The organism is Roseospirillum parvum (assembly GCF_900100455.1).
GTDB lineage: Bacteria > Pseudomonadota > Alphaproteobacteria > Rhodospirillales > Rhodospirillaceae > Roseospirillum > Roseospirillum parvum.
The window spans coordinates 79,199-93,852 of sequence record NZ_FNCV01000003.1; the positions used below are offsets into that span (position 1 = coordinate 79,199).

The following is a 14,654-nucleotide window of genomic DNA, read 5'->3' on the forward strand; positions in this document are numbered from 1 at the left end:
GCCGACCCCCAAGGGCCGGCCCATTGGCTTGGGCGGCCTCAATCGTCGGCCAGCAGCAGCCGGCCCAGGCTGTTGCCCCGGGGGTCGCTGCCGACCCGGCAGCTTTCCGGGTGCGACGAGATGCTTTTCGGGCAGCGGGCCAGATTGACCAAAGCCGGCGCCGATTCCGAGGTCCAGCCCACGGTCTGCGCGCCACTGACCAGCTTGGTGTCACCGCGCAGGGCGGCCAGGGCCAGCGCGCCGACGCCGGCGCTGGGGTCGCTGCCGTGGGCCCCGGCGATGGCCAGCCGGAACTCGTTGCTGTTCTCGTTCACCGCCAGCCCCAGGGCCATCGGCGGGGTTTCGCCGTCGCCCGGCCAGGGGGCGGGCAGGAAGCCGAAGCCGGGCAGGCCGCGGCCGATGCCGAAGGGCGCGTTCAGGGTCAGCGTGCAGGCCACCGCATCGCCCCGGGAATCGACGGCGATCAGCGAGGTGGTGCCGACCAGGGCGGTGCCGCCGCGTTCCTCGGCCAGACGGCGGGCGGTGGCCGCCAGTTGGCTCACCGCGTCGTCGGCGTCGGTGTCGTCGGACAGCCGCGGCCACAGGTCTGCCAGGGCGTGGCCGGCATAGGGCGCCGGCGGCAGGTGCAGGGTGGCATACCCTTCCTCGACCGTCGTGGTGTCGTGCCAGGTGGGGCGGTAGTCGCGCAGGTCGGCGAGGTTCAGCTTCAGGCCGGCCCGCCCGGCGGCGGCGGCCAGATCGCGGGCCAGGGCGCCGTTGTAGAAGTCGCCGACACCGCGCCCGCGCACCCGCCCGAACAGCGAGGCCAGCTCCAGGTTGGCCGCCGAGCCGCCGACCGCGCGCGGCTCGCCCCGGCCCTCGAACAGGTTGGCGGTGGCGGGATCGTCGGCCAGCCCGGCCGGCGCCGCCTTGAGGTCGCTGGCCAGGGCGCGCGAGATGGGGGAGCCGAAGCGGGCCGCCCGCTCCGGGCCGATGAGCAGGCTTTCGAAGCGCAGTCGGCCGTGGCGGGCGTGCAGGGCGAACAGGCCGCGCAACAGACCGGGCACCGCCACCGCCTGACCGGGGCCGCCCTCGGCCAGGGCCTGGGTCGGCGCGCCGGGCAGGAAGTCCAGGGCCTGGACCCGTTCCGCCTCGCCATCGTAGACCAGACACAGCCCGCCACCACCGATGCCGGCCGAGCCGGGATAGCTGACCGCCAGGTTGAGGGCCATGGCGACCGCCGCGTCGGCGGCGCTGCCGCCGGCCGACAGCACGCCTTCCGAGGCGATCACCGCCCCCGGTTCATCGGCCACGATCATGCCGGCGAAGGCGCTTTCATAGTTCAACTGGCCGACCGCCGGTTCCTCCAGGCCACAGGCGGCGGGCAGCAACAGCGCCATCAGCAGCGCGCCGAGCCGGGGCAGGGGACGCCGGGCGGCGCGTTGACGCCCGCCGCCGGGCGCCCTAACTTGCCGGGGTGACGGGCTCCGGGGCGCCACCTGGGCGGCATCCAGCCGGGGTCCGGCGGCAAAGGGGGTCGGCGTGCGGCTCATCCACGGTCTCGGCACCGGTATTCTCCTGATCCTGGGGCGTCGCGGCGGACTGCGCGGTCTGCCCTGCGGCCTGGTTGTGTTGGGCCTGGCCGTGGCCGGCCTGTTGGGCGGGCCTTTGGCCGCCCGGCCGGCCGGGGCGGAAACCACCATCATCCGCGACGCGGAGGTGGAAGGTATCATCCGCGATTGGACCGTGCCACTGTTCCGCGCCGCCGGACTGGCCCCGGAAACCCTGCGCCTGCGCATCATCGCCGACGACCAACTGAACGCCTTCACCACCGGCCAGGGGCGCCTGTTCCTGAACACCGGGACCCTGGCCGCCGCCGAGACACCGGACGAGATCATCGGCGTCATCGCCCACGAGGTGGGCCACATGGCCGGCGGCGACGTGATCAAGCTGAAGGATCAGATCGAGCAGGCCCAGGTGACCTCGCTGATCACGGCGCTGCTGGGCGCGGCGGCCGGCGCCGCCACCGGGCGCGGCGACGTGGCTAGCGGCATCATGCTGGGCGGGCAGGGCGTCGCCATGGGCCAGTTCTTCGGCTTCAGCCGCACCCAGGAGGCGATGGCCGATTCCTTTGCCCTGCGGGTGCTCGACGACACCGGGCAATCGGCGCAGGGCCTTTTGACCTTCTTCGAACGCCTGGGCGACCAGGACCTGCTGCCGACCTCGTCCCAGGCCCTGTGGGCCCGCACCCATCCGCTGACCGGCGACCGCATCGCCGCCGTGCGCCACCATGTGGAGACGACCAGCGCCGAGGTGCGCCCGGCCGGCCCGGACGAACAGGCGCGGCACGCCCGGATGGTCGCCAAGCTGACCTCGTTCCTGAAAAGCTTCGGGCTGACCATGCGTCAGTACCCGCCGGAAGACACCTCGCTGCCGGCGCGCTACGCCCGGGCCATCGCCTACTATCGGCACAACGACCTCAAGGAGGCGTTGGTCGAGATCGACGGCCTGCTGGCCGATCACCCGGACGACCCCTACTTCCACGAGCTGAAGGGCCAGATGCTGTTCGAGAACGGCCGCCTGGAACCGGCCGTGGCCAGCTATCGGCGGGCCGTGGAGCTGGCGCCGGGGCGCACCCTGATCATCCTCGGCCTGGCCCACGCCCTGGTCGAAAGCGGCCGGCCGGAGGATCTGGCCGAGGCCCAGGAGGTGCTTTCCCCGGCGGTCAGCCACGAGACCGACAATCCCTTTGCCTGGTGGCTGGTCGCCAACGCCTATGGCAAGGACGGCAAGATCCCCATGGCCGCCTATGCCGAGGCCGAGCGGGCGATCCTGCTCGGCAAGCCCGAAGAGGCCCTGTACCACGTGCGTAGGGCGATGTCGGAAACCGAGAAGGGCACCCCCTTCTGGTTCCGCCTGGAAGACGCCGAGGCCGAGGCCGAGAACCTCAAGGAAAAGATGGCCCGCCAGCGCTGATGAGCACTCTGCCCCCGATTGGTCTGATCACCGGATTGTCCATGGAACGCCGGGCCCTGAAACGCCTGCGCGGCCAGGGCGTTGTCGTCACCTGCTCGGGCATCGGCCCGCGCCGCGCCCGGGCCGCCGCCGAGCGCCTGCTGGCCGAGGGGGCGACGGCGCTGATCAGTGCCGGCACCGCCGGCGGACTGACCGACACCACCGCCCCCGGGCATCTGATGGTGCCCGCCGCCGTGGTTTCCACCGAGGGGGTGCGCCTGGATGCCGATGCCGAGTGGCACGCCGCCGTGCTGGACGCGCTGGCCCCCCTCGACCCCGACCCGGGGCGCCTGCTGGGTAGTGATCTGCCGATTCTCACCGAGGCCGAGAAGCGCCGTCTGGGGCGGGAGATGGACTGTCTGGCCGTGGACATGGAAAGCCACGCCGTGGGCGCCGTCGCGGCCCAGGCCGGGGTGCCCTTCCTGGCCCTGAGGGTGGTCACCGACACGGTGGATCGCCAGCTTCCCGCCGCCTTGGGCCAGGCCTTCACCCGCCAGGGCGAGTTGCGCCCGGGTGGGCTGTTGCTCGGCCTGGCCCGGCGGCCCTGGGAACTGGGTCAGATGGGGCGGCTGAAAAAGGACGCCGACGCCGCCATGGCCACCCTGCGCCACCTCGCCCGGCTGCCGCTGCCCCGGCCGGCGGCACCGCCTACCGACCCGGGCCGAGCAGGCTGACCTTCAGCGCCTTGAGGGGGTTGCCGACCGTGTCGTCGACGGCGGTCGGCTCGTAGCCACAGTGCATCATGCAGTTGTCGCACTTGGGGTTGTTGCCGGTGCCCCAGGCTTCCCAGTCGGTGTTCTCCATCAGCTCCTGGAAGGTCGGCACGTGGCCTTCGCCGATCAGGTAGCAGGGTTGCTGCCAGCCGAACACGTTGCGCGTCGGGTTGCCCCAGGGGGTGCACTGGTAGGGCTGGTTGCCGGCCAGGAAGTCGAGGAACAGCGAGGACTGGCTGAACCGCCAGCCGCGCCCCTTGCCCATCCGGAACAGCTTGCGGAACAGGGCCTTGGTGCGCTCGCGGCCGAGGAACATGGATTGCTCCGGGGCGTCCTCGTAGGCGAAGCCGGGCGACACGGTCACCCCTTCCACCTTCAGGTCGTGGCAGACGAAGTCGAGGAAGGCGCTCAGGCGTTCCACATCGGCGTTGTCGAACACCGTGCAGTTGACGGTGACCCGGAAGCCCTTGGCCCGGGCGGCGCGGATGGCCGACACGGCGCGGTCGAAGACGCCTTCCTGGTCGACCGCCTGGTCGTGGTGTTCGCGGTCGCCGTCCAGGTGGACCGAGAAGGTCAGGTAGGGGCTGGGCGTGAAGCGCTCCAGCCGCTTCTCCAGCAGCAGGGCGTTGGTGCACAGGTAGACAAAGCGGCGCTGCGCGATCAGCCCGGCCACGATGTCCTCGATGTCCTTGTGCAGCAACGGCTCGCCGCCGGGGATGGAGACGATGGGCGCGCCGCAGGAGCGGGCCGCCTCCAGGCACTCCTCGACCGACAGGCGCTGGTTCAGGATGTGGTCCGGGTGGGCGATCTTGCCGCAGCCCTGACAGGCCAGGTTGCAGCGGAACAGGGGTTCCAGCATCAGCACCAGGGGGTAGCGCCGCTGCCCGCCAAGCTTCTTCCTGAGAATGTAGGCGCCAACGCGGAACTGCTGGATGAGGGGTACGGCCATGGCGGTATCGGGGAAGTCCTAGAGGGGGAGTCGGAAATAGGGCAAGCACATTAGAGCATTTGGCCCCGGAGGGAAACCGGCCGATCCCGGGCTGAGGATGGGGCGGTGATTCGGCGGCGTTCGGGCCCCGGTTGCGGCGCCGACGCCATGCAACGCTTCCTGCCAGTGATCGGCTTTTTAGGAATGATTTGAGGCAATTGAAAATTCTGGGTTTTTTGTTTCCCGGGCAGGGCCCGCCAGGGCGCATAATTGATCTGGACCTGATACGGCGGTAGGTTTTTCGGCAAGGGTCGGTTCGTGCACGGGTCCGTCAATCCGGCCATAGCCTCGGGTGCAAGGTGATGCCTCAGTATGCTGTCCTGGGTGTGGTGCACCAGGGGCCCGTTTTCAGGTATGTGCGGGCGCTGGATCACGAGCGTGGGGCGCGCGTCATCCTCAAGGCGGCCAACACCGACGACCCGAAGGCGGCCAACGACACGGCATGGCCGGCGGTTCTGGAGCAGGAATTCGGGGTTCTGTCGCTGGGTGGCGGGCAACGTATCCTGCGGCCGGTTTCGCTCGACCTGTTCAACGGCGGACGGGCCATCCGCTTCGCCGATGCCCCCGGCGTCGTCCTTTCCGAGGCCCTGAAGGGCGGCCCGGTTCCCTGGCGCCGGGCCCTGGCCTGGGCGGCCGACATCGCCGATGCGCTGCAGGACCTGCACGACGGCTGGATCGTCCATCGCACCATCAACCCGGCAAGTTTCCTCTGGAACCCGGAAACCGATCAGCTGCGCCTGATGGACGCGGCGTGGGCGGTGAAACGCGATCCCGGCATGCCGTACAGTGTCGACTCCGAGGGGCTGGTGGGGGCGCTGGCCTACCTGTCGCCGGAACAGACCGGGCGCACCGGCTCGCCGATCGACCACCGCGGCGATCTGTATTCCCTGGGCGCCTTGCTGTTCGAGGCGCTGACCGGCGAGGTGCCGTTTCCGGCGGCCGAGCCGATGGAGGTGATCCACGCCCATCTGACCCGCCCCGTCCCCGATGCGAGCGCCCGCAACCCCGATGTTCCGCCGCCGGTGGCGGCGGTGGTCGCCCGCCTGCTGGCCAAGGACCCCGGGGAGCGCTACCAGAGCGCCTTCGGCCTGCGGGTCGATGTGGAGAGCCTGCTGGCCCAGGGGCGGGCCGGCGCGCCCCTCGACACGGTGTCCCTGCATGCCGTGGACCCGCCCAGCAACCTCAAGGCGCCGCAGCGGCTGCACGGGCGCAACCGCGAAGTCGCGGCCCTGCGGGCGGCCCATGGCCGGGCCCGGCAGGGCGCCTTCGAGATGGTCATGGTGGGCGGGGAGTCGGGCTGCGGCAAGACCCGGCTGGTGCAGGAGCTGGAACGCGCGGTGGCGGCGGCGGGCGAGCGGTTCGTGGCGGTCAAGCTGGACCCCTCCGCCAGCGCCATGCCCCATCTGCCGCTCAGCGCGGCGCTGGGGCAACTGGTCGCCGACCTGCTGGCCCGGGGCGAGGGGGCGGTCGAGGCCTTCCGCGACGCCCTGCCGGAGCACCTGGAGGAGAACGCCGCCTTGGCGGTGGAGCTGGTTCCCGGGCTTGGCGGCGTGCTGCGGCCGGCCGCTTCGGCGCCGGCCGTTCCCACCCAGGAGGCCCAGAGCCGCGCCCTGCACATCCTGCGGGATCTGATCGACGCCTTCACCGCCCAGGGGCGGGCGCTGGTGCTGTTTTTCGACGACCTGCAATGGGCCGACGCCGCCTCGTTGCAGGCCCTGGCCGCCCTGGGCCGCGACCGGGAGCTGCACGACCTGCTCATCCTCGGGGCCTATCGCGACAACGAGGTGGGGGAGGGGCATCCGCTGCGCGAGACCCTGGCCACCCTGCGCGAGGCCCCGGTGGCGGTGTCCGAGTTCCACCTCTCAAGGCTCGATGGCGGGGCGGTGGCTGCCCTGGTGGCCGACTGCCTGCACCGGCCGGTCGAGGACGTCGCCGACCTGGCCCAGGTCTGCGCCGCCAAGACCCTGGGCAATCCGTTCTTCCTGAGCCAGTTCCTGCACACCCTGGTCCGCGGCGGCTGTCTGGCTTTCGATCACCGGCGGGGCCGCTGGGAGTGGCAGCCCGAGGCCGTCGGCCGGATGGCCGCCGCCGACAACGTGGCCGGCCTGATGGTCGAGCGGCTGCACACCCTGCCGGCGGCGACCCAACGGGTCCTGGTGCTGAACGCCTGCGCCGATGCCGCCGTCGATCTGGCCACCCTGGCCGCCCTGTGCGACCAGCCGCTGGCCCAGACGGCGCGGGCCATGGCCCATGCGGTGGATGCCGGGCTGGTGCAGGTCAGCGGACCGCACGGCGGCGACGGGACGCCGGGTCGCCCCTCGGCGGACCACCCGCAGGCCACCTGCCGCTTCGTCCATGACCGCATCCAGGAAGCGGCGCTGGCCCTGCTGCGTCCCGACGAGCGGCCCGCCGTCCACCTGCGCATCGGGCGCACCCTGCGTGACACCCTGGATGCCGGCGGGCTCGAGGAGCGCCTCTTCCAGGTGATCTATCACTTCCAGTGGGCGCGTGCGCTGCTGGACGATCCGGCGGAGCGTCTGGCGGTGGCCGGGCTGGCCCTGGCCGCCAGCCGCAAGGCCGCCGCCACCGGGGGCTTCGGGCCGATGCTCGACCATGCGCGGCTGGGGCTGGCGCTGCTGCCGCCGCAGCCCTGGGCCGCCGCCTACGAGTTGACCCTGGGCCTGCATGGGCAGTGCGTGGCCGGGGCCTTCATCACCCACCAGCACGATTACCTCGCAGCCATGACCCAGGCGGTGCTGGATCACGCCGCCACGCCCTTGGACAAGACCCTGGTCGTCGAATACCAGGTCCTCAAGGCCAACGCCGACGGCGCCATGGCCGAGTCCATCGACCTCGGTCTGGCCTTTCTGGAAGAGTTGGGGGTGTCCTTCCCGCGCCATCCGACGGGCGAGGACATCGGCGCCGGACTGGCCCAGGTCCAGGCGGTGCTGGCCGGGCGCGGCGCCGAGGATCTGGCCGACCTGCCCGAGATGACCGACCCCGTCGCCCACGCCTTCATGCGTCTGTGCAACGCCATGGCCGGCCCGACCTACAATGCGGAACCGGCCCTGTTCCTGTGCATGGTGTTCAAGCAGGTGGAATGGTTCGTCCGCTACGGCAACTGCGCCGACGCGGTGGCCGGCTATTCCACCTATGCCATGGCCTTGTGCGTGGTGCCCCGCCAATACCGCGAGGGACAGGCCTTCGGCGAGTTGGCCTTCCGGCTGGCCGAACGCTACAAGGCCGGGCATCTCAAGGGGCGGCTGCACCTCAACGTCTATCTGTTCGTCCATCACTGGCGCCACCACCTGGGCGAAACCCTGGCCCCCCTGATGGAGGGCTACCGTCAGGCATACAGCCATGGCGACTTGCTGTACGCCTCCCTGAACTCGGTGGTCTACTGCCACCACACATGGTGGATCGGCACCCGACTGCCCGAGGTCGAGGCCATCATGGCCGAGCGTCACGCGGTGATCCAGGACGCCTACGGCCACCACGAGGTCGCCCGCTGGACCCGCCTGTTCCGGCAGACCGTCCGCAACCTGCGCGCCGACACCCCGGACCCGGTGGCGCTTGAGGGCGACATCTTCGACGAGCGGGTCGGCGCGCCGGCCGCCGACGAGCCCGACCAGACGTTTGTGCTGCTCTATCACCTGTGCAAGCTGATCCTGGCCGTGACCTTCGAGGACCGGGCGCGCATTTCCCGCCATCTGGCGGCGGGCCTCGACTTCCTGCCGGCCTGCAACGGCATCGTCATCGTGCCGGTGTTCCAGTTCTTCGGCTTCCTCGGCCGGGTGCTGCTGCTGCGCCATCCCGAGGCCCCGCCGACCCCGCAGGCGGCCCGGGACATCCGCGCCGCCCTCGAGGTCCAGGCCGAGGAGATGCGCCAGTGGGCCGAGCACGGGCCGATGAATTTCGCCCACAAACATGCCCTCATGGCCGCCCTGCTGGCCTGGCTCGACGGCGACCTTGACGGCGCCCTGGGTCACTTCGAGGCCGCCATCGACGGCGCCCGGCGCCATGGCTACCTGTGGGATCAGGCGATCATCCAGGAATGGCTGGGCCGGGTCTGCCGGGAGCAGGACCGTCCCCAACTGGGGGCCATGACCCTGCGCGAGGCGTTGCGCGGCTACGCGACCTGGGGGGGCGGGGCCAAGGTCGCCCAAATGGTCGCCCGTCACGGCGCCCTGCTGAGCGGCAGTGGGCTTGCCCCGGGGGGCGACGGCGGTGGCGAGGCCGACAGCGCCGAGGCGATTACCCACCAGGAGCTGGATCTGGGGGCGGTGCTGAAGGCCTCCCAGGCGATTGGCGCCGAAATCGTGCTGGGGCGCCTGCTCGACCGCATGATGCAGACCGTGTTGGAAACCGCCGGAGCTGATCGCGGCGTGCTGCTCAGGGTCGGGGCCGGTGGCGGGCTCAGGCTGTGGGCCGAGAAACGGGTGGGCGAGCCGACCCGGGTGCTGCCCGAGGCCAGCGATCCGGCGACCGAGCAATTGCTGCCCCTGGCCCTGGTCAACCGGGTGCTGGCCTCGGGCCAGACGATGATCGTTCCCGGCACCGCGTCGGACGGGCGGGGCGACCTTGATCTGTCCCTGGAGCGCCACGCCATCCGCTCCGCCCTGTGCCTGCCGATCCGCGTGCGGGATCAGGCCATCGTGCTGCTGTACCTGGAAAACCGGGTGACGCCCAACGTCTTCACCCACCAACGGGTCAGGGTGCTCGACCTGCTCGCCGGTCAGATCGCGGTGTCGTTGGAGAATGCTCGGCTGTACGAGGAGCTCGAGGCGCGGGTGGCCGAACGGACCCGGGAGTTGCAGGACAAGATGTCGGAGTTGTCCGAAGCCTACGAATCGGTCAGCAAGATCCAGGTCGAGCTGGAGGCCCAGGCGGTCGAGCTGATGCGGGCCAACGACATCACCGAGGCGGCCAACCGGGAACTGGTGGAGAAGAACGCCCTCATCCAGCGCATGGCCTCCACCGACGCCCTGACCGGCCTGTGCAACCGGCGCCATTTCGATCACACCCTGGCCAAGGAGCTGGAGCGCGCCAGGCGCTATGGCAAGGCCCTCAGCATGGCGATTGTCGATATCGACCATTTCAAGCGGTTCAACGACCGCCATGGCCATGCCTGTGGCGACCGGGTGCTGGAAACGGTGGCCGGGGTGTTGACGGCGCGGGTCCGAACCGCCGACACGGTGGCCAGGTGGGGGGGCGAGGAATTCTGCGTCCTGATGCCGGAAACCGATCTGGAGGGGGCGCTGAGGCTGATGGAGGACATCCGCGCGGCGATTGCCGCGACCAGCCTGCCCGATGTCGCGGACTCCCTGACCGCCAGTGTGGGGGTGGCGACGCTGGACCCGATCGAGGATCAGGACGGCCTGTTTCAGCGGGTCGACGCGGCGCTTTATGTCGCCAAGGAAAAGGGACGCAACCAGGTCCGGTTGCACCGCCAGGACCGCATCGTGTGATCCCGCCCGGTGGGGTGGCCGGGCCGCTTCACCCCCAACGCAAAACCCCGCCAAGTCATTGACTTGACGGGGTTTTGAATGGCGCGCCCGAGAAGATTCGAACTCCTAACCTTCTGATCCGTAGTCAGATGCTCTATCCAGTTGAGCTACGGGCGCCTGGTGCGGCGGGCGGTGCGTCGCCGCCGACCGGAGGGCGGTTACTTAAAGGATGGGCGGCGCCCTGACAAGAGCAAACTGCACTCTTTTTTTCGCGGGCCAACGGCACGCCAGTGGATCGGGGCGGGGCGGCGGGGTGGCGCGGCCACGGGCGCGGGGTGGCGCGGCCACGGGTGGGGGGCGGGGCGGCCACGGGTGGGGGGCGGGGCGACCAAATGCCGCTTGTCGGGTCGCGGGCCTTTGAGTACACTCGGCGGCGCGCCCAAAGGGGGAGCTTTTCGCCTGTTTTGAAGGGGGTCCGCGCCGCATGACGGGGCCATGCCCGGGAACGCACCCACGCACTGCCCTTGAAACGGGCACGGGTGCCGACAAGGTGGGGTGGTCTTTCGATGGTGGGATCGTCACCTGATTGACGTCACCTGATTCACGGCGTGTGATTGACGGCGCGTCGGCTGAGGGGGCTTCGGGTCGGTCGCCACGGGTGGTTCCGCCGGCCATCCTGGTCAAGGCCGGAGGCGGCACCGCGCCGCGCCGGTCACGCTTGGATGCCGGTCGCTCGGATGCCGGTCGCCCGGTCGGGATGACGTGTCGGGATGGTGCGGGCGACGAGGCAGGGCAAAGGGGCTTTCCCGGACAGGCGATGGACTTCGGGCGGCCGGGGCGCCGGCGCCGCCCTTTCCCACGGGTGGGAAAGGACAGGCGTTGCGCCCGGGCGGCCATTCGGCGTATGCCTCGGGGGAACGGGGGCGAGACGGGCGGTTTGTTGGGCGGGTTCACCGGAAACAAGTTCACCGGAAGCAAGTTCACCGGAAATCAAGTTCACTGGGATCAAGTTCACCAGGATCAGGAGCAGGAGGTTCGCCTCTGCCGTGTGCGACGGCTCAAGGGTTGCTCCCGCTCTTACCGGCCGGCGCCCGGCGGTGTCGGCCAGGAACCAAAGAAGGTGTGTTCGATGGCGCTGTCGATGAAACGTAGTCTGGTTGTCAGCCTTGTGGCGGCCCTGTCCGGGTGCTCGTTCGCTTCCGAGGCTCTCTTCCCCTCCACCGTCGAGAGCGAGGGCGGGGCCGAGGGCACCGCCCAACCGGCCGGCCAGTCCGCGTCCCAGGGGGGGACCCAAGGCGCAGCCCAGGCAAGCGCCAGCGGTGGCGCGGGGGCCTATGGCGCCGCCCCGCCGCCGCAGTTGGGCAGCACCACCTTTGATCCGCCGCCCATCTCCACCGGTCCGGCCACCGGCACCTTCGTCGGCCAGAAGGTGGTCACCCTGCGCAACGAGCTGAGCCAGCTTCAGGGCACCATCAGCCAGCGCAACGGGGCCCTGCAGGCCATCCGCGGCCAGACCGAGCAGGACAGCCGCGCCTATCACGAGGCGGTGGCGACCATCAACGCCCGCCTGCAGGTGGGCACCACCCCGGGCAACCCGGTGCTGGTCGAGCGTTGGCGGCAGGCCCAGGACAGCCTGGGCCGGCTGGAGCAGGACACCGCCCGGATGAACGATCTGGCCACCCAGGTGGCCTCGGATTCGGCGATGGCCGCCTACCTGCTGGACAGCGTGCGGGCGGCCCGCAACCTGACCGGCGCGGTGGAGGAAGACCACCGCCAACTGCGGGTGCTGGAGGACGAGACCAACCAGACCGTGGTCCTCATCGAGCGCCTGCTCGGCGAGCTGTCGCGCGATGTCGGCCGCCAGCGCCAGTACATCGCCAGCGAGAAGAGCAACCTCAACACCCTGGCGGTGGCGGTGAAGAACGGCAGCCTGTACGGCAACAGTCTGGCCAATCAGGCGGCCAGCGCCACCCTGCAGCCGACCCGGGCGCCGCAGACCACCTCCGGGCTGGCCGGCCTGCCCATGGCCGGGGTCAGCGGCCAGCGGCCGCTGGTGGTGATCCGCTTCGACCAGCCCAACGTGAACTACGAGGACGCCCTTTATCAGGCGGTCAGTCAGGCCACCCAGCGCTATCCGCAGGCCGACTACGAGCTGGTCGCCGTCAGCCCGGCCCAGGGCACCCCGGGCCAGCAGGCGCTGTCGGCCAATCAGGCCCGGCGCAGCGCCGAGAACGTGCTGCGCTCGCTGAGCAACATGGGGCTGTCGCCGGATCGGGTGCGCCTGACCGCCATGCGCTCGCGTCAGGCGGCGGCCAACGAGGTGCACCTCTACGTGCGCTGATTGCCGCCCGGCACCGTCGCCGGCCCGACCTGCCTTGCGGGCTCGGGAGAGTTCGTGGGTCGCTGCCGGCGGCGGGACGGCCTGCCAACGGGCGACGGACCGCCACGCGACGGTGTTCCTGATCGGGCTTTGTCGTTGCGCCGCGTTTTCGGCCTGAAGCCCGCACGGCGCCCGCATTGGCGGCTGACCGGCGAGACGCGCCGACACCGATCCGCCCCGACCGCCCCGAGCAGGGCCGGCCTGCTCCCCCGCCGGGCCGACCGACCGGATCACCGGGCGGGTGACAGGTCCGCACCGGGGCCCTTTCATCGGATCTTGAGCAGTCGCGACCCGTCGCGGCCAGTCTCCCCGTCGCGGCCAAGCTCCGTGGTGGCCAAGCTCCGTGGTGGCCAAACAGGGGCACGAAGCGCCCTGGATGATTGCCATGCCATGCGCCAGCGCCATCAAACGGGCGCGCTCCGCGAGCCGGGGGCGTGAGGTCCGCCAATCTGTCGGAACGCAATGCGCGCCAAGGCCTTGCGCCCGATGATGGGCTGCCGAGGGCGCCCGGGGCGTGTGATCCGCCCGCAAGCCGTCCTCGCGATCCGCTTGGGATCACTCGGAATTGGCCAAGGCCCAGACCCGCAGTGCGGGGGCGCGGTGCGGCGCCGGGCTGCCTGACACGAACGGCCAAGGCCGGCCCCGGAGCTGCTCCGGGGCCGGCCAGCGCGGTGTGGGAATGTCCCTCCGGCTCAGACCACCGGATAGTCGGCGGCGTGGCTGGCCGCGTGTTCCAGGATGTTGGCTTCCAACTCGAAGGCATCGCCGCTGGGCTGGTGGAAGTGGGCGGCGGTCATGCCCCCCAGCACCACATGGCCGGCGCCGTAGTCCTGTTCGGCCAGCACCAGGCTTTGCTGTTCGCTCAGGCCGACGATCAGCGCGCTCAGGTCGCCGTCCTGATCGAGGATGCCGTCGTGGCTGAAGTAAGTGCCGCTGTAGGTGCTTGCCAGCCCGTCGCCGATCAGGTCCTGGCCGGCCTCGGTCAAACGGACGTCGTATTCGTAGAACTCGTAGGCGAGTTGCGCCCCGAACCCGAGGTCGAGCGGGCTTTCGCCATACCAGCGCCCGGCGTTGAGCAGCAGGGTGCCGCCGGACTCGACGTAGGTTTCCATCTCGTCCCGGAATTGCTCGACAAAGCTGTCGAACCAAGCCGTCTGGCCATTGCCGCCGTCGATCCACAGGAAGTCGTAGCCCATGTTGAAGACGTTCTCGCCGTTCCGGGCCTGATAGACCTGATCCCAGTTGCCCTGTCCGAAGGCGGTGTTCATCGAGGCGTCGTAGCTGTACTGCTGGCTCCACGGGGCGGCGTCGCCGAAAACCAGCGCGGCGTTGAACTCGCCGTCGATGAAGGCGCCGCTGCCGACGATCTCGGGCTCGGCTTCCTCGACCGGCGTGGTGTCGGTGAATTCGTCGGCGGTGGCGGCGGGGCCGGCCAAGCCCAGGTCAAGATCGCCGCCCAGGTCGGACTGGTCCAGCCCGTCGCCCAGGCTGCCCGGATCATAGGCCCCGAAGGCGGCGCCGCCGCCCCCGCCACCGGCACCGCCGCCGGCCGCCGTGGCGATGGCATCGGCATCAAAGCCGGGAATGGCGGCGATGGCGTCCTCGACCGTGACCACGGTTCCGTCGGCCAGGCTGAGGGCCGGCGGCAGGCCGCTGTCGGCGAGCACGAAGAAGTCCTCGAGCACCACCTCGCCCTGATCGCTGGACACCACCAGACTGGGACCTTCCTGGCTGAAGGCGACGTCGGCGGTGGGGAAGGCATAGGTGGTGCCGAGGCTGGCCGGGACGACGCTGCGCAGGCCGGCGCCCGGCAGGGCGACGCCCTGGCTGACGTTGAGCCCGCCGTCGGCGATGGCTTCCAGATTGGCCGGGCTGGCCTGGGCGAGCTGCTGGAGCGGTGAGCTGCTGGCCGGGCTGTCGCCGGTTGGCGAGGGGGAGGTGAGGGAGGTCGCGGTCATGGTCTCGAAGTCCTGTCGCAAATGGCTGCATCGAAGCATCTGGTCCATCCGGCGCGGCCCTGGCTTGACCCGGCTGTCCATGTGTCGATTATGCGATCAGGCTTGTGGGCGCATCATCCCTCATTTGGGGTATAGCCCACAATTTGGATATGGACGAATGGCTGGCTCGGCGCA

The 14,654-nt window shown here is 70.5% G+C and carries 7 protein-coding genes and 1 tRNA gene; 4 read left to right on the top strand and 4 right to left on the bottom strand.

What is annotated here, in order from left to right; genetic code table 11:
- Window positions 1-38 precede the first annotated feature (38 nt).
- Window positions 39-1,532: a gamma-glutamyltransferase gene (locus tag BLR95_RS05535; protein WP_176787652.1), complete on the bottom strand. Its 1,494-nt coding sequence runs from the start codon at window positions 1,530-1,532 to the stop codon at window positions 39-41.
- Between BLR95_RS05535 and BLR95_RS05540 the strand changes: the two genes are divergently transcribed.
- Both BLR95_RS05540 and BLR95_RS05545 read left to right on the top strand, forming a co-directional pair.
- Window positions 1,522-2,955, top strand: a complete 1,434-nt coding sequence (locus BLR95_RS05540; protein WP_245689284.1) for a M48 family metalloprotease — start codon at window positions 1,522-1,524, stop codon at window positions 2,953-2,955. The genes BLR95_RS05535 and BLR95_RS05540 overlap by 11 nt on opposite strands.
- Complete coding sequence (locus BLR95_RS05545) at window positions 2,955-3,668, top strand: phosphorylase family protein (RefSeq protein WP_092616720.1); 714 nt, start codon at window positions 2,955-2,957, stop codon at window positions 3,666-3,668. Before BLR95_RS05540 ends, BLR95_RS05545 begins: the two co-directional genes overlap by 1 nt.
- Here the strand turns inward: BLR95_RS05545 and hpnH are convergent.
- Window positions 3,643-4,656: an adenosyl-hopene transferase HpnH gene (gene hpnH / locus BLR95_RS05550; protein ID WP_092616723.1), complete on the bottom strand. Its 1,014-nt coding sequence runs from the start codon at window positions 4,654-4,656 to the stop codon at window positions 3,643-3,645. The genes BLR95_RS05545 and hpnH overlap by 26 nt on opposite strands.
- Window positions 4,657-4,997: 341 nt before the next feature.
- Here hpnH and BLR95_RS16205 point away from each other — a divergent pair, with 341 nt between their 5' ends.
- Window positions 4,998-10,163, top strand: a complete 5,166-nt coding sequence (locus tag BLR95_RS16205) for a diguanylate cyclase (protein WP_092616726.1) — start codon at window positions 4,998-5,000, stop codon at window positions 10,161-10,163.
- 79 nt (window positions 10,164-10,242) lie between these two features.
- Here BLR95_RS16205 and BLR95_RS05560 read toward each other — a convergent pair.
- Window positions 10,243-10,319 (bottom strand) — tRNA-Arg (locus BLR95_RS05560).
- A gap of 952 nt (window positions 10,320-11,271) precedes the next feature.
- Here BLR95_RS05560 and BLR95_RS05565 point away from each other — a divergent pair.
- Window positions 11,272-12,483 (top strand): hypothetical protein, encoded by a 1,212-nt coding sequence (locus BLR95_RS05565; protein WP_092616729.1) that lies wholly within the window; start codon window positions 11,272-11,274, stop codon window positions 12,481-12,483.
- 731 nt (window positions 12,484-13,214) lie between these two features.
- Here BLR95_RS05565 and BLR95_RS05570 read toward each other — a convergent pair.
- Entirely contained in the window at window positions 13,215-14,480 is a 1,266-nt protein-coding gene (locus tag BLR95_RS05570) for a hypothetical protein (protein ID WP_143130939.1), read from the bottom strand.
- Between the last annotated feature and the right edge of the window lie 174 nt (window positions 14,481-14,654).